The 14,927-nt window shown below is 67.6% G+C and carries 16 protein-coding genes; 13 read left to right on the top strand and 3 right to left on the bottom strand.

What is annotated here, in order from left to right:
- Positions 1-48: 48 nt before the first annotated feature.
- On the bottom strand, positions 49-987 hold the full coding sequence (locus tag FQ377_RS06775; protein ID WP_148600463.1) for an NAD-dependent epimerase/dehydratase family protein: 939 nt from the start codon (positions 985-987) through the stop codon (positions 49-51).
- On the bottom strand, positions 984-1,955 hold the full coding sequence (locus tag FQ377_RS06770) for a glycosyltransferase (protein WP_148600462.1): 972 nt from the start codon (positions 1,953-1,955) through the stop codon (positions 984-986). The genes FQ377_RS06775 and FQ377_RS06770 overlap by 4 nt, the downstream gene beginning before the upstream one ends.
- 197 nt (positions 1,956-2,152) lie before the next feature.
- Between FQ377_RS06770 and FQ377_RS06765 the strand changes: the two genes are divergently transcribed.
- From FQ377_RS06765 to FQ377_RS06705, 13 genes are all read left to right on the top strand, one after another.
- Positions 2,153-4,042 carry a polysaccharide biosynthesis protein gene (locus FQ377_RS06765; protein ID WP_148600461.1) on the top strand — a complete coding sequence of 630 codons (1,890 nt, stop codon included), beginning with the start codon at positions 2,153-2,155 and terminating at the stop codon, positions 4,040-4,042.
- On the top strand, positions 4,039-5,061 hold the full coding sequence (locus tag FQ377_RS06760) for an MraY family glycosyltransferase (protein WP_148600460.1): 1,023 nt from the start codon (positions 4,039-4,041) through the stop codon (positions 5,059-5,061). Before FQ377_RS06765 ends, FQ377_RS06760 begins: the two co-directional genes overlap by 4 nt.
- Positions 5,062-5,226: 165 nt before the next feature.
- The gene (locus FQ377_RS06755; RefSeq protein WP_262364315.1) at positions 5,227-5,754 is read left to right on the top strand and encodes a hypothetical protein; all 528 of its coding nucleotides are present in this window, start codon (positions 5,227-5,229) and stop codon (positions 5,752-5,754) included.
- On the top strand, positions 5,744-6,061 hold the full coding sequence (locus tag FQ377_RS06750; protein WP_262364314.1) for an AtpZ/AtpI family protein: 318 nt from the start codon (positions 5,744-5,746) through the stop codon (positions 6,059-6,061). The genes FQ377_RS06755 and FQ377_RS06750 overlap by 11 nt, the downstream gene beginning before the upstream one ends.
- A gap of 85 nt (positions 6,062-6,146) precedes the next feature.
- Positions 6,147-6,968, top strand: coding sequence for a F0F1 ATP synthase subunit A (gene atpB, locus FQ377_RS06745; protein ID WP_148600459.1), 822 nt, complete (start codon positions 6,147-6,149; stop codon positions 6,966-6,968).
- 75 nt (positions 6,969-7,043) lie between these two features.
- Positions 7,044-7,259 (top strand): ATP synthase F0 subunit C, encoded by a 216-nt coding sequence (locus tag FQ377_RS06740; RefSeq protein WP_136454312.1) that lies wholly within the window; start codon positions 7,044-7,046, stop codon positions 7,257-7,259.
- Positions 7,260-7,308: 49 nt separating this feature from the next.
- On the top strand, positions 7,309-7,863 hold the full coding sequence (locus tag FQ377_RS06735) for a F0F1 ATP synthase subunit B (protein ID WP_148600458.1): 555 nt from the start codon (positions 7,309-7,311) through the stop codon (positions 7,861-7,863).
- On the top strand, positions 7,863-8,675 hold the full coding sequence (locus tag FQ377_RS06730; RefSeq protein WP_148600457.1) for a F0F1 ATP synthase subunit delta: 813 nt from the start codon (positions 7,863-7,865) through the stop codon (positions 8,673-8,675). The genes FQ377_RS06735 and FQ377_RS06730 overlap by 1 nt, the downstream gene beginning before the upstream one ends.
- A 99-nt stretch (positions 8,676-8,774) precedes the next feature.
- Positions 8,775-10,409 carry a F0F1 ATP synthase subunit alpha gene (gene atpA / locus FQ377_RS06725; RefSeq protein WP_148600456.1) on the top strand — a complete coding sequence of 545 codons (1,635 nt, stop codon included), beginning with the start codon at positions 8,775-8,777 and terminating at the stop codon, positions 10,407-10,409.
- Positions 10,410-10,499: 90 nt separating this feature from the next.
- On the top strand, positions 10,500-11,393 hold the full coding sequence (locus tag FQ377_RS06720; protein ID WP_148600455.1) for a F0F1 ATP synthase subunit gamma: 894 nt from the start codon (positions 10,500-10,502) through the stop codon (positions 11,391-11,393).
- A gap of 82 nt (positions 11,394-11,475) precedes the next feature.
- Complete coding sequence (gene atpD / locus FQ377_RS06715; RefSeq protein WP_148600454.1) at positions 11,476-12,939, top strand: F0F1 ATP synthase subunit beta; 1,464 nt, start codon at positions 11,476-11,478, stop codon at positions 12,937-12,939.
- Positions 12,940-12,944: 5 nt separating this feature from the next.
- The gene (locus tag FQ377_RS06710; protein WP_148600453.1) at positions 12,945-13,238 is read left to right on the top strand and encodes a F0F1 ATP synthase subunit epsilon; all 294 of its coding nucleotides are present in this window, start codon (positions 12,945-12,947) and stop codon (positions 13,236-13,238) included.
- A gap of 9 nt (positions 13,239-13,247) precedes the next feature.
- Complete coding sequence (locus FQ377_RS06705; RefSeq protein WP_148600452.1) at positions 13,248-13,679, top strand: DUF2550 domain-containing protein; 432 nt, start codon at positions 13,248-13,250, stop codon at positions 13,677-13,679.
- A 23-nt stretch (positions 13,680-13,702) separates the two neighbouring features.
- On the opposite strand, the gene FQ377_RS06700 is transcribed toward FQ377_RS06705, so the two are convergent.
- The gene (locus FQ377_RS06700) at positions 13,703-14,926 is read right to left on the bottom strand and encodes an N-acetylglucosamine-6-phosphate deacetylase (protein WP_148600451.1); all 1,224 of its coding nucleotides are present in this window, start codon (positions 14,924-14,926) and stop codon (positions 13,703-13,705) included.
- Position 14,927 lies beyond the last annotated feature (1 nt).

The following is a 14,927-nucleotide window of genomic DNA, read 5'->3' as shown; positions in this document are numbered from 1 at the left end:
GCCGGGCATACTGGCCGAGGCGCTACCGACCGAGGCCGCCGACCACAGCTACCGACCGGCCCAGTCGCCGCGACCGGCCCGGGCCAGGACGTCCCGCACCCGGGCCCGGGGTACGAGTCCCTGGTCCGCGGCCCACCCCGCTACCTGGTCCTGCCCGAACCAGAGCAGCTCGACGCGGCGCACCTGTCCGTCGAGGCGGCCGCCCAGCAGCGACGAGATCCTGAAGCCTGCCGTGACCGCGATCCTGCACAGGACGGCGGGGAGCAGGCGCGGCCGCCCGCCCGCGGCCTCGAGCACGGTCCGCACCGACAGGCCCTCCCACGGCTGCAGGACGATGTCCGGCACGGCTGCCCCGTGCCGGCCGATCGTGACGACGAGGTCCGCCAGCGCGCCGACCGATGTGATGGGCGACGGCGCGGTCCCGGGAGCCGCCACCGAGGCCAGGGGTGAGCGCGCCAGTGTCGCGAGTGAGGCCGTCGTGGGTCGTCCGTGGCCCTGCACGGACGTGGCCCGCAGGATCACCATCGAGAGGTCCGCCGGGTCCAGTGCGGTGAGCGCCTGCTCGCCGAGCGCCTTGCTGCGGGAATAGCCGGAGAACGGATGCACCGCCGTCGTCTCGTCCAGCATCCGGGCACTGCCCTGCACCGCGGCACTGCTGAGGTGGATGACGCGCTGCACTCCGACCCCCGCCGCCGCGCGGGCGACGACGGCGGGAAGCAGCGCGTTCGCGCCCAGCAGGTCCGGGCCGTCCTGGCCCGAGGGGGTCGCCATCCCGGCGGCGTTGACCACGACGTCGTGCCCGCGCAGCGCCGTTCCCAGTGCGCCGACGTCGTACCGGAGGGCCTCCGCGACGAGGGCGGCAGCGGTCCTTGCCTCCGTGGCCAGGCGGGGGGCCGGGACGGTGTGCGCTTCGATCCCGGCAGCCGCGAGCGCCTCGATGACCGCCGTTCCCACGAAGCCCGAGCCGCCCACCACGGCCCAGCTCATGACGCACCGCCCGCACGCCGGTCGCCGAACGGGGGCTCGGGGCGCCAGTGCGGATCGCGCAGGATCGTCCGTGCGGCCCGCCAGCCGCGCCAGACGGGGGCCAGCCCGGTGAGCGAGCGCTCGACGGCGACCAGTCGGACCAACTCCTTGCCCGCAGCGAGGAGGGTCCCCACCCCGAACCCCACCCTGCTGTAGCTGCCGTGGAGTTGGAGGTATCGCGCCTGGTGCCCACGATTGCGCATGCCGCAGAAGCGTGAGAGGTCACTCGAGTCGTTCAGGTGGCGTACCCCCAGATCGATCTGGCGCTGCGCCCTGGTCTTCTGCAGCACGAACGCGTCCACGTACGCCACGGGGTGACGCCGGGAGATGAGCCAGCCGTACGTCAGGTCGTCGCCGTTGAGGAAGAACCGGGCGTCGGGGAGGCCGATCTCGCGCACCACCTCCGAGGACACCAGCATCCCCTCGAAACAGCCCACGTTGGTGTGGAAGACCGGGGAGTCCTCGAAGACGTCTCCGCGGACCGGGAGGTGCACCCCGAGGGACTCATGGAGGAGGTGCTGCCAGAAGAAGGGCTTGCCCGCGGCGTCGTACCGCCGGCCGTGGATGCACGAATAGCGCTGCATCCACGGATGGAAGGATGCCAGCGCGGCGGGAAGCACCACGACGTCATCATCCATGAGCCAGAGCCACCGGGCCCCCTCGTCCAGTGCGCGGGTCATGCCGGCCGCGAATCCGCCGGCCCCACCGACATTGTGCGGCAGGTGCTCGATCAGCAGGGGACAGGGGAGCTGCGCCCCGGCAAGGACGTCCGCCGTCCCATCGGTGCTCGCATTGTCCACGACGACGACGCCGCCCGGGAGGGGATCCAGCCGGGCGATCGACTGGAGCAGCTCGTCCAGGTGGCCGGCCCGATTGAAGGTGGTGATGACGATGACCACGTGCTGGGCGTCGGCGTCCGGATCGTGCAACGGGTTCCTTCCGGGCCGCGCCGGGCGGTGCGCAACGGATCAGGCACAGGTGGTGCAGTTGGTATTCTCTTCGTAGAAGCAGTCTATTGCACCGTGTTCCGACCCTGCCCGGCCCTTCCTGGCGCCTCCGCCGCGGGTAGGCCCCGATCACCGGCACCGGGAACGCGGTGGTCGCCTGCATGGCACCGTTAGGACATATGGGACTCAACGAACACCGGGGCGCCTCCGGAGCCTCAGGCACCGCCGGAGGGGCGTCCTCCGGCGACAAACCCGCGATCTGGCTGTGGTCGCAGTACCTGCTCGACGCCGCCGCGTGGATCGTCGCGATCCTGCTCGCCCTGATCCTGCGCTACGAGCTGCTGGTCAACGACATCAACGATCCCGGCATCGTCGTGTTCTGCGCCGTCGCCGTGATCGCCCAGCTGGTGGTGGGGCTGAGCTTCGCGCTGTACCGGGGGAGATACAGCTTCGGCAGCTTCCACGAGGCGAAACTCCTGGTGATCGTGGCGGTCCTCGTGGGCGTCATCCTGGTCCTGGTGAGCGTCGCGTTCTTCCCGGTGCTCGCCGTGCCGCGAAGCATCGGCATCATCGCGTTCCCCTTCGCCTGCATGTTCCTGGCGGCCACCCGGTACCTCAAGCGCATGTACGTCGAGAGCAAGGCCAAGCCGGGGGAGGACGCCCAGCGGGCTCTCATCTACGGCGCGGGCTTCCTCGGGAACTCGCTCGTGGACCGCATGATGAAGGATCCGGGATCCCCGTACTTCCCGGTGGGCCTCATCGACGACGACGCCTCGAAGAAGCACCTCCGGTTGTCCTCCGTCCCCGTCCTGGGCACCATCGACGACCTGCGGGCGATCGCCGCGAGGACCCAGGCCTCGGTCCTCGTGATCGCGTTCGCCGAGGTGGAGGCGGCGCAGGTGCGGCGGGTCTCGGACCTGGTGACCGGTCTGGGGATCAAGGTCCTCGTTCTGCCGCCCCTGCGCGATATCCTCGGCGGCGCGGGCACCGCAGGTGCCGCCATGACCGACTTCCGGGAGGTGGCCGTCGAGGATCTCATCGGACGGCGTCCGGTGGACATCCACCCCGACGAGGTCGCCGGGTACGTGACGGGCAAGCGCGTACTGGTGACGGGCGCCGGCGGGTCGATCGGGTCCGAGCTCTGCCGCCAGCTCGCGGCGTTCTCCCCGTCCGAACTCATCATGCTGGATCGTGACGAGACCGGTCTGCAGTCCACCCAGATCACCCTCACGGGCCGCGGACTGCTCACGGGGCGCGACACCGTGCTGGCCGACATCCGGGACGCCGACGCCCTGCTCGACATCTTCGAGGACCGTCGGCCGCAGGTCGTCTTCCACGCCGCCGCCCTCAAGCACGTCTCCATCCTGGAGCAGTACCCGGAGGAGGCCTGGAAGACGAACGTGCAGGGCACGCTCAACGTGCTGCGGGCCTCGACCGCCGTCGGGGTCACGAACTTCGTCAACATCTCCACCGACAAGGCCGCCGATCCCACCAGTGCGCTCGGCCACTCCAAACGCGTGGCGGAGAAGCTCACGTCGTGGCACGCGCAGCGGACCGGGCAGCGTTATGTTTCCGTGCGTTTCGGCAACGTCATCGGCAGCCGGGGTTCCATGCTCCCCCTCTTCACTGAGCAGATCCGGTCCGGTGGTCCCATCACCGTGACCGATCCCGCCGTGACGCGCTTCTTCATGACCATCCCGGAGGCCTGCCAGCTCGTCATCCAGGCCGGGGCGATCGGCAGGGGAGGCGAGGTGCTCATCCTCGACATGGGGGAGGCCGTGAAGATCCTCGACGTGGCCCAGCGCATGATCGCCATGTCCGGGAAGGACATCGGCATCGTCTTCACCGGCCTGCGCCCGGGAGAGAAGATGCACGAGGACCTCATGGGCGTCGGCGAGAACGACTCGCGGCCGCTGCACCCGAAGATCTCGCACACCTCGGTCGCGGCGCTGGACCCCGATCAGCTGAGCCTGAGGCAGTGGAAGTCGCAGGGCGGCTTCGGCCGGCGCCAGCTAGATCCGCCGGCGGACGATCCTGCCCTTCCCACCATCGAGGGGCGCGTGCCGTGAATCCGCTCCTGATCCTCGTGGGACTCGTGGCGCTCGGTCTCTCCGTCCTCCTGCCGTTCGTGGTGGCACCCCTGCTCCGGCGACTGGGCGTCATCGACATCCCGAACGACCGCTCCTCGCACTCCACACCCGTGATCCGCGGCATGGGCCTGGCAGTCGCCGCGGCCGTCCTCGTGGCCCTGGTGCTCTCGCTCGCCACCGGGCTGGTCGCCGTCGACCGTTCGCTCGTCCTCGCCGTCATCGCGATGACGGGTGCTGCTGCCGCCCTGGGATGGATGGAGGACTTCCGCGGACTGTCCATCAGGACCCGGGCCTCCGTCCAGCTGCTCATCGGTGTGATCGGCACCGTGGCGCTGGCGACGACCATCGAGGACAGCAGCTACTGGTGGGTCCCGGTCGGCGCGATCGCCGTGGCGACTTACATCAACACGGCCAATTTCATGGACGGGATCAACGGCATCTCCGGCATGCACGGCATCGTCGTCGGGCTCTTCTACGGCTGGGCCGGCATGCTGAGCGATCAGCTCTGGCTCACTGTCTCGGGCCTGGTGGTCGCGGCTGCCTTCGCAGGGTTCCTTCCCTGGAACCTCGGTCGCGGGTTCGTCTTCCTCGGGGACGTGGGCAGCTACCTGCTGGGGGCGGCCATCGCAGCTATCGCCGTGACCGGCCTGCTGGCAGGGGTGTACCTCGAGTACCTCCTCTCGCCGGTGCTGATCTATCTCGCGGACACCTTCACCACCTTCCTGCGACGGGCCCGGCGCGGTGAACGCCTCTACGCCGCGCACCGTCAGCACGTCTACCAGCGCCTCACCGAGACCGGCCTGAGCCATGTGCAGGTGGCGGTCTTCGTGAGCATCATGTCGGCACTCACCGGTGCAGCGGGCTTCGTGGCGGCGACGGCGGCACCGCCCCTGGCCGTGAGCGCCTCGCTGTTCACAGCCGTCGTCGTCGCCGTGTACCTCTACTCTCCCCGCCTGCTCCGCGCCGTTCGGGTGTCCCGTGCAAGTACGCAGGCCTGAGCCACGGCCGCTGCCATGCCATGGTGCGGTAGGCTACTAGGCGCAGACGCGCGGGCTCACCGGAGCCGCCGTCCGCTACAGGCCCTCCCGCCGCAGTCCACGGACCAGCCGTTCCTGGATGACCAGGAGGGCGCTGCCAGGCGACATCGACAGAGCGGACAGCGCGTGCCACGACCGGACCCCCCGGCCACCGGAGCCGAACACCCCACCCTGATCGGGGTATCGGCCCCCACGCCGTCCCCCTGGCTGGGCATCCTCGCCCGGAGCGCTCTCGCCGGGGGAGCGACCGGCCTGGTCCTCGCCGGCGCGGCGCTCCTCGCAGCAACGCCCGGCGCAGCACTGAGCGCGCTGCTCGGCTCCGGCCTCGTCATGGTGTTCTTCGCCATCTCCCTGCTGATCGGGCACTTCGTCGGGACCGCCAACCCCTCGGGAGCCCTGGGCATGTTCGTCCTCGCCTACGCGGTCAAGGTGGTGGGCTTCGGGGCCGTCCTGTTCCTCTTCGGCACCCCTGCCTGGCTGGAGAGCACCTGGTTCTTCATCAGTGCCCTCTTGACCGTCATCACCTGGCAGATCGCGGAGGTCGTCGCCTTCTCGCGCATCCGCACCCTGCTGTACGACGAGACCGCCCCGGCGCTGACGCCGGTTCTCCCGGACGCGGATCGGCAGCGGGAGCGGGGCCATCATGACGGATAGGGCACGCGGGGCGAACGACCCCGTGGAGCCGCCCGCGGAGCGCGACGACGGGCGCTTCTCCAACGGCGGGTACAACGCCGGCATCACTGTCTTCAGCTACATCGTTGGCGGGATCCTGGTGTGGAGTTTGATAGGCTGGGGCCTGGATTATGTCCTCGACACGCGCTTTCTGGTGCTGGCGGGAGCGTTCCTCGGTGCAGTAGGAGGGTTCTATCTCTCCCATATGCACAACCTCACCCGGCATCACCCCCAGGACCCGCCCGGCGGATCACGGGCGGCGCCCGACGACGGTGCGGGAACGCCATGATCTCCACTTGCTTCATGCGTCGGACCTGTAACACCGTGGCCGAACACATCCTGCCCAACGATGGACACTGCAGAGAGGAAACGCGTTGATCGCGCTTGCGCTCCCGGCCACAACTACCGAAGAGGGCTTCATCGCCCCGACGATCGAGGACACCCACTACCCGAACATCTTCCCCTGGGGTGGCGAGTACGGTGTGCTGCTGGAGCCGGGTTTCGGCAAGCAGATGCTGCTGATGATCCTCTCGGTGGTCCTCATCGCGACGTTCTTCCTCATCGCCTCACGACGGAACCAGCTGGTTCCCGGGAAGCTGCAGTTCCTCGGGGAGTCCGCCTACGGTTTCGTCCGCAACTCCATCGGCAAGGACATCATCGGCGGGCGTGACTTCCTCAAGTACGTGCCGTGGCTCTTCACGGTGTTCTTCTTCGTCCTGGTGAACAACATCTTCGGTGCGATCCCGCTCCTGCAGGTGCCGACCTTCTCGCACCCGGGCAGCGCGTACGCCATCGCCGCGATCTTCTTCGTCCTCTGGGTGGGTATCGGTCTGAAGAAGCACGGGCTCCGGTACCTGAAGCTGGCCGTCGTCCCCGCCGGGGTGCCCTGGCCCATCCTGATCATCGTGGTGCCGATCGAGATCATCTCGAACTTCATCGTCCGCCCGGTGACCCACTCCCTCCGACTCTTCGCGACGATGCTCGCCGGTCACCTCATCGTGACCCTCGCCGGCTCCGCCATCGCCTACATGGTGGGCACGGGAAGCATCCTCCTCCAGGGCACCAGCGTGCTGGTCCTGATCGGCTTCGTCGCGATGTACATGCTGGAAGCCCTGATCATGGTCCTCCAGGCCTACGTCTTCACGCTGCTCGCCGCGATCTACATCGAAGGTGCGCTGCACGCCGACGCCCACTGATTCACACACGTCTTCCCCGTCGGGGATGATCCCAAGCAACCTGTCGCACCTCAGCGGCATCTTGAAAGGAACACAATGGAAGTACAGGGTAGCCTCAACCTCGTTGGATACGGTCTCTCCGCAATCGGCGGTGGCATCGGCGTGGGTCTCGTGTTCGCGGCCTACATCAACGGTGTGTCCCGCCAGCCCGAGGCACAGCGCGTCCTGCAGCCCATCGCCTTCCTCGGCCTGGCGCTGACGGAAGCCCTCGCGATCCTCGGACTCGTCTTCGCCTTCGTCATCGGCGCCTAGACAACCGTCCCGACAGATCGACGACACGTTGAAGAAAGACGGGTGACACATGCTTAATGCAGCGATTATGGCGGCGGAAGAGGGCTCCAATCCTCTGATCCCGAATCTCTGGGAACTGCTGGTGACCGTTGTCGGCTTCGCCGTCCTGCTGTTCATCGTCATCAAGTACGTCATGCCGGCGTTCGAGAAGACTTTCGCAGAGCGCACGGAGGCGATCGAGGGCGGTATCGCTAAGGCGGAGGCCGCACAGGCCGAGGCCAATGCGGCCCTCGACGAGTACAAGCAACAGCTCACAGAGGCCCGCACCGAGGCGAACCGCATCCGCGAGGAAGCTCGTGCCGAGGGAGCGCAGATCCTGGCCGACCTTAAGGCGAAGGCTGCTGCGGAGTCCGCACGCATCACCGAGCAGGCGCAGGTCCAGATCGACGCCGAGCGGCAGACCGCACTGGTCTCGCTCCGGGCCGAGGTAGGGACGCTCGCCACCGATCTGGCCAGCCGGATCGTCGGCGAGTCACTGGCCGACGACGACCGCTCCTCGCGCGTGGTCGACCGGTTCCTCTCCGACCTGGAGACCTCCTCGCAGAGCGCAGGTGCAATCCGGTAATGGCAGGAATATCGAGCCTCTCCCTGGCCACGGTCCTCGACGGCCTGGAACCGCAGCTGTCAGGGGCGCAGTTGTCCCTCGCCGAGGACCTCTTCGGGGTCCTGGCGATCCTCGACGCCAATGCCGGACTCCGCAGGGCACTGACCGATCCGTCCCGCTCCGGTGAGGACAAGGCAGCACTGGTCGATCAGCTCGTCGCCGGGCGCGTGTCGCCCGAGGCCACCCGCCTGGTGCGGAGCCTCGTCATGGAGCGCTGGGCCGGAGTCCGGGACCTCGGAGATGCTCTGGAGCAGGTCGCGGCGACCGTGGTCATCGCGGTCGCCGAGCAGGGTGACGGTGTGGAGGGGCTGGATCGGCTCGAGGACGAACTGTTCTCGTTCATCCAGGTCGTCGAGACGAGTCACGCCCTGCAGCGGGCATTGTCCGATTCCCAGGCCACGGACGAGGCGAAGATCGATCTCGCCCTGAAGCTCGTCCCACAGGCAGGGCCCGCAGGGTCGCTCCTGATCACGCAGGCGGTACGGGCCCCCCGTGGGCTGAGGCCGTCGGCCTTGGTCGAGCGGTTCCTGGACCTGGTGGCTGCGCGCCAGCAGCGCTGGATCGCCCGGGTGAGTGTCACGCGGCCCTTGCTCCCGAACCAGCTCGAGCGGCTGGAAGCGGGCCTGAATGCGCTCTACGGTCGCGACCTGAAGGTCAATGTCACCGTCGATCCGTCACTGATCGGTGGCGTCCGGGTCAGTGTCGGGGACGAGATGGTCGATTCCACGGTCGTCACCCGGCTGTCGGAGCTCCGTCGGAAGCTGGCGGGATAGCCGCATGCGCGCCGTTGCCGCCGAGTCACAACCACAGAATCACACACTGGTCGCCAGGAATATCACGGGGACCTACAACACAGGAGAGCAGGGACTGAGATGGCCGAATTGACCATCAACGCCGAAGATGTCCGTAGTGCGTTGAACGACTTCGCGGCGTCTTACGAGCCCGGTAACGCGGAGCGCGTCGAAGTAGGACGTGTGACCACCGCCAGTGATGGAATCGCCCGTGTCGAGGGATTGCCCTCGGTCATGGCCAACGAGCTGCTGAAGTTCGAGGACGGCACGCTCGGCCTCGCGCAGAATCTCGATACCCGCGAGATCGGTGTCGTGGTCCTCGGTGACTACAACGGGATCGAGCAGGGCCAGGAAGTGCACCGTACGGGCGAGATCCTCTCGGTCCCCGTCGGCGATGCCTTCCTCGGCCGCGTGGTCGACCCGCTGGGACAGCCGATCGACGATCTCGGCGAGATCGTCGCCGAGGGCCGCCGTGCTCTCGAGACCCAGGCCCCGGGCGTGACGCAGCGCAAGTCGGTGCACGAGCCCATGCAGACCGGACTCAAGGCCATTGACGCGATGATCCCGATCGGCCGCGGTCAGCGCCAGCTGATCATCGGTGACCGCCAGACCGGCAAGACCGCTCTCGCCGTGGACACGATCATCAACCAGAAGGCCAACTGGGCCTCGGGTGACGTGAACAAGCAGGTTCGCTGCATCTACGTCGCCATCGGTCAGAAGGCCTCGACCATCGCGGCCGTGCGCCAGACGCTCGAGGACAAGGGGGCGCTGGAGTACACCACCATCGTCGCTTCCCCGGCCTCCGACCCGGCCGGCTTCAAGTACCTCGCCCCCTACGCCGGTTCGGCCATCGGGCAGCACTGGATGTACGCGGGCAAGCACGTGCTGGTCGTCTTCGACGACCTTTCGAAGCAGGCGGAAGCCTATCGCGCGGTCTCGCTGCTCCTCCGGCGCCCGCCGGGACGCGAGGCCTACCCTGGCGACGTCTTCTACCTGCACTCCCGCCTGCTCGAGCGCTGTGCCAAGCTCTCGGACGATCTCGGCGCAGGGTCCATGACGGGTCTGCCGATCATCGAGACGAAGGCGAACGACGTCTCCGCCTACATCCCGACCAACGTCATCTCGATCACCGACGGCCAGATCTTCCTCCAGTCGGATCTCTTCAACGCGAACCAGCGTCCGGCCGTGGACGTCGGCGTGTCCGTCTCCCGCGTGGGTGGCGCCGCACAGGTGAAGTCGATGAAGAAGGTCTCGGGCACGTTGAAGCTGGATCTCGCCCAGTACCGCGACATGCAGGCCTTCGCGATGTTCGCCTCGGACCTCGACGCGGCCTCCCGCCAGCAGCTGACGCGCGGTGCGCGTCTGATGGAGCTGCTCAAGCAGGGTCAGTACTCGCCGATGCCGGTGGAGCAGCAGGTCGTCTCCATCTGGGCCGGAACCAGCGGTTACCTGGACGACGTCCCGGTCGAGGACATCAATCGCTTCGAGACGGAGTTCCTGGAGCATCTCGGGCACACCTCGCAGGTTCTCAACACGCTTGAGCAGACGGGCAAGATGGAGGACTCCACCGTCGAGGAACTGAAGACGCTCATCACTGACTTCAAGCAGGGCTTCTTCGGTGAGGGTGTGAACGGGTTCGGTCCCGGACACGAGGAGCACGAGGCGATCGACGCCGATTCGGTGGAGCAGGAAAAGATCGTCAGGCAGAAGCGCTAGCGGGACTGTCCGGCCGGGAGAACAGATTCTCCCGGCCAGCAGGATCCAGGCAGAATCGCTTCCACACCGGGAGCGGAGGAAAGGACATTCATGGGAGCCCAGATCCGGGTCTACCGCCAGAAGATCGCTTCGACCACGTCGACGCGGAAGATCTTCAAGGCGATGGAGCTGATCGCGACGTCCCGCATCGGCAAGGCACGCTCGCGGGTTTCCGCGGCCCTGCCGTACGCCAATGCGATCACCCGCGCCGTCTCGGCCGTCTCGTCGCAGTCGGAAATCGATCATCCCCTGACCACGGAGCACGGCGAGGTCAGGCGTGCGGCCGTCCTCGTCCTGTCCTCCGACCGCGGTCTCGCGGGATCATATTCGGCAAGTGCGCTGAAGGAGGCCGAGGGACTGTTCGAGGTGCTCCGCTCGGAGGGCAAGGAAGTCCACTCCTACCTGATCGGACGCAAGGCGCAGCAGTACTTCGACTTCCGGCGCCGTGATTACGAGCGGGTCTGGACCGGCGGCACGGACGCTCCCGAGTTCGAGACCGCCCGCGAGGTGGGCGAGGCATTGCTGGCCACGTTCCTCGCGGACTTCGAGGAGGGCGGTGTGGACGAGATCCACATCGTCTACACGAAGTTCCGTTCCATGGTGGTCCAGGAGCCTTCCGTTCTGCGCCTGCTGCCCCTCGAGGTGGTGGAGGAGGAGATCCAGCAGTCGGGCGAGCTGCTGCCGCTCTACGAGTACGAGCCGGAACCGGAACAGGTTCTGGACGCACTCCTCCCGCGCTACATCGAGTCGAGGATCTTCGCGGCCATGCTGCAGTCCGCGGCGAGCGAGCTCGCGGCACGCCAGCGGGCGATGAAGTCCGCGGGCGACAATGCGACCGAGCTGATCAAGAAGTACACGCGTCTTCGCAACACCGCCCGCCAGGCGGAGATCACGCAGGAGCTTTCCGAGATCGTCGCCGGTGCAGACGCGCTGAACGCGTCCTGACCGCCCTCCCGGGGCCCTCGCGGACGCCGGGCGCAGCACTAGACTTATGTCCCAAGCCAGCTATACGAATGAAGTGAGTGAGATGACTGCCCAGACTGTTGAACGCGGTTCGGACTCCGTGACCCCCGGCGCCACCGGCCGTATTGCACGTGTCATCGGCCCGGTCGTCGATGTCGAGTTCCCGGCCGATGCGATCCCCGAGATGTACAACGCCCTCACCACCGAGGTGACCCTCAACGGTGAGACCCGCAAGATCACCTTCGAGACCTCACAGCACCTGGGTGACAACCTCGTCCGCGCGATCTCCCTGCAGGCGACCGACGGTCTGGTCCGCGGCTCCGAGGTCCAGGACACCGGATCCGCCATCTCCGTGCCCGTGGGCGACGGCGTGAAGGGCCACATCTTCAACGTTCTGGGTCAGCCCCTCGACGTCGAGGAGTCGGCACTCGAGATCACCGAGCGCTGGCCCATCCACCGCAAGGCCCCGAACTTCGCCTCCCTCGAGGGCTCCACGGAAATGCTCGAGACCGGCATCAAGGTCATCGATCTGCTCACCCCCTATATCAAGGGCGGCAAGATCGGGCTCTTCGGTGGTGCGGGTGTGGGCAAGACAGTCCTCATCCAGGAGATGATCACCCGTGTGGCGCGGAACTTCGGCGGTACCTCGGTGTTCGCCGGGGTGGGGGAGCGTACCCGTGAGGGCAACGACCTCTGGGTGGAGATGGAGGAGGCGGGCGTCCTGAAGGACACCGCGCTCGTCTTCGGCCAGATGGACGAGCCACCCGGAACGCGCCTCCGCGTGGCGCTGTCGGCACTGACCATGGCGGAGTACTTCCGCGATGTGCAGAACCAGGACGTCCTGCTGTTCATCGACAACATCTACCGCTTCACGCAGGCGGGCTCCGAGGTCTCCACACTCCTGGGCCGCATGCCGTCCGCCGTGGGCTACCAGCCCAACCTGGCCGACGAGATGGGTCTGCTGCAGGAGCGCATCACCTCGACCAAGGGTCACTCGATCACCTCGATGCAGGCGATCTACGTCCCGGCCGACGACTACACCGACCCGGCTCCCGCGACGACGTTCGCACACCTGGACGCCACGACCGAACTCTCCCGCGAGATCGCCTCGCGTGGGCTGTACCCGGCCGTCGATCCGCTCTCGTCGACCTCGCGCATCCTGGATCCGCAGTACATCGGACAGGACCACTACAACACGGCCGTCCGGGTCAAGCAGATCCTGCAGAAGAACAAGGAACTGCAGGACATCATCGCCATCCTCGGCATCGACGAGCTCAGCGAGGAGGACAAGGTGGTCGTGGCGCGGGCGCGCCGCATCCAGCAGTTCCTCTCCCAGAACACCTACACGGCGAAGCAGTTCACCGGCGTGGAAGGTTCGACCGTCTCCATCAAGGACACGATCGAGGGCTTCGCGGCGATCTGCAACGGTGATCTGGACCACATCGCGGAACAGGCCTTCTTCAACATCGGCGGACTCGACGACGTCGAGCGCCAGTGGGCCAAGATCCAGCAGCAGACCGGGAACTGACACCGATGGCATCCAACGGTGAACTGGAGGTCGAGATCGTCGCGGCCGACCACTTCGTGTGGTCGGGTGCGGCGCGTTCGGTCAGTGCGCGCACGGCCAATGGCGATATCGGGATCCTGCCCGGTCACACGCCGATCCTGGCGATCCTCGAAGCCGGGGAACTCGTGGTCGACCCGGTCAGCGGCGAGCGCCTGGTGGTCGGCGTGGACGGCGGGTTCTTCTCGGTCGACGCCAATCGCGTGGTGATCGTGGCGGACAACGCCAAGGTCGGTGGTTCGGTAACCTCGGAAGCCGTCTAGGGTTCCTGCGTGGAGCCCCTGGGTCTGACCTTCGGTGTGCTGGCAGGGCTCTTCGGCCTGCTCGTCGCGGTGATCGGCGCCTTCCTCCTCCGCCGCTACCAGCTGAATCGTGCCCTCGGCACCTTCGACGCCTCCATTCGCCTCCCGCCCCGCGGCTGGCGGGTGGGGGTGTGTCGCTATACGGACCTGCACCTGGAATGGCTCTCCCTGCTGTCGCTCAGCCCCCTTCCGAAGCACCGGTTCCTGCGTAGCTCACTCTCGGTGTCGGGCTGGCGCCCTCCCACGGAGGACGAACGCGTGCAGATCCAGCCTGGGGCGATCGTGGTGCAGCTGGTCCACGCGGGGGAGCCCTTCGAGCTTGCCATGAAGTACGACGTCTACGCGGGGCTGTCCTCGTGGATCGAGGCCGGTCCGGTCATCGGCATCGGTACCTGGCGCTGACGCCCCGACCTACGACGGGCCCCTCACGCAGCCAGGTCGAGCGGGCGTACCCAGTCCCCGTTGCGCAGAACACCCTTGACCTCGAGGTCGGGCGAGACCACCAGCGCATCCGCGCGGAGTCCATGGCGTAGGCAGCCGAGTTCGTCGGACAGGCCCAGGACCGCGGCCGGGACCACGGTGGCCGACCGCACGGCGTCGCAGAGCTCCACTCCCGCGTCGACCGTGCTCCGGACGACGTCGAGCAGGCTCCCCGCGCCTCCCGCCAGTGCCCCCGACGCCGTGAGGACCGCAGAGCCGTTCACCAGCGTGACCTCACTGCCGCCGAGCCGGTGCACGCCGGTGGTGGTGCCGGTCGCGGCGGTGGAGTCGCTGACCAGCAGGATGTTCTCCGACCCGGCGATGGTGAAGGCCATGCGTACCGTCTGGGGGTGCAGGTGGACGCCGTCGGCGATCAGTTCCACTGCGATCTCACCGGCGCGCGCACGCTGCAGAAGCAGGGGCACCGGTCCGGGTGAGCGGTGGTGGATCACGGGCATCGCATTGAAGAGATGGGTGGCCGTGGGCCTGCCGCTGAACCCGGCGAACCCGGTGGAGGCGAGCTCCTCGTTGATCAGGTCGAGTGCGGCCCCGCTCTCCTCCGAGGTGCCGTCCGTGTGCCCGATCGAGGGAATGACGCCGTGCATCACCAGTTCGTACACCAGGACGTCGCTGCCGGGAAGCTCCGGGGCATAGGTCATGGACGCGAGGTGTCCGCGGCCGGCCGTGACGAGGCGGGCGACGTCGGGCTGGGTCGGCAGGAGCAGATAGGCCGGGTCGTGCGCTCCGTTGCGCTTCTTCGACAGGAAGGGACCCTCGGCATGGATGCCCGCCACCAACCCTCGGTCCGCCGCGTCGGCCAGTCTGCCGAAGGCGTGCTCGAGCTCCTCGAGGGGTGCGGCGCACGTGCTGGCGAGCACCGTCGTGGAACCGCTGCGATGGAGATGGGCCGCGGCGGCCTCGATGTCGGAGGCGGATCCGGAGGTGAAGTCCCCGCCGCCCGCACCGTGGCAGTGCAGGTCGATCAGCCCGGGAAGAATCAGGTGATCCGCCGGGAGGCGGAGTGCCGCCGGGTCCACCGGATGCTCCGCTGCGGGCCCCGCCGCGGTGATACGGGTGCCGTCCCACGTGAGGACGCCGTCGTCGACGATGCCCGTCTCGGTCACCAGGCGTCCGAGCAGGGCAGTGGGTGTTCCGTTCGACAGGGCCATG

Origin of the sequence: Arthrobacter echini (assembly GCF_008107445.1) — a bacterium.
GTDB lineage: Bacteria > Actinomycetota > Actinomycetes > Actinomycetales > Micrococcaceae > Arthrobacter_D > Arthrobacter_D echini_A.
Note: the sequence above shows the minus strand (reverse complement) of the source record. Positions and strands in the feature narration are given on the sequence as shown.

Excerpts from the sequence above, each read along its gene's own strand:
- FQ377_RS06700 (WP_148600451.1), bottom strand. The coding sequence starts at position 14,926 with ATGGCCCTGTCGAACGGAACACCCACTGCCCTGCTCGGACGCCTGGTG.
- FQ377_RS06730 (WP_148600457.1), top strand. The coding sequence starts at position 7,863 with ATGGCAGGAATATCGAGCCTCTCCCTGGCCACGGTCCTCGACGGCCTG.
- FQ377_RS06710 (WP_148600453.1), top strand. The coding sequence starts at position 12,945 with ATGGCATCCAACGGTGAACTGGAGGTCGAGATCGTCGCGGCCGACCAC.
- FQ377_RS06765 (WP_148600461.1), top strand. The coding sequence starts at position 2,153 with ATGGGACTCAACGAACACCGGGGCGCCTCCGGAGCCTCAGGCACCGCC.
- atpD (WP_148600454.1), top strand. The coding sequence starts at position 11,476 with ATGACTGCCCAGACTGTTGAACGCGGTTCGGACTCCGTGACCCCCGGC.
- FQ377_RS06735 (WP_148600458.1), top strand. The coding sequence starts at position 7,309 with ATGCTTAATGCAGCGATTATGGCGGCGGAAGAGGGCTCCAATCCTCTG.
- atpA (WP_148600456.1), top strand. The coding sequence starts at position 8,775 with ATGGCCGAATTGACCATCAACGCCGAAGATGTCCGTAGTGCGTTGAAC.
- FQ377_RS06750 (WP_262364314.1), top strand. The coding sequence starts at position 5,744 with ATGACGGATAGGGCACGCGGGGCGAACGACCCCGTGGAGCCGCCCGCG.
- FQ377_RS06775 (WP_148600463.1), bottom strand. The coding sequence starts at position 987 with ATGAGCTGGGCCGTGGTGGGCGGCTCGGGCTTCGTGGGAACGGCGGTC.
- FQ377_RS06740 (WP_136454312.1), top strand. The coding sequence starts at position 7,044 with ATGGAAGTACAGGGTAGCCTCAACCTCGTTGGATACGGTCTCTCCGCA.
- FQ377_RS06720 (WP_148600455.1), top strand. The coding sequence starts at position 10,500 with ATGGGAGCCCAGATCCGGGTCTACCGCCAGAAGATCGCTTCGACCACG.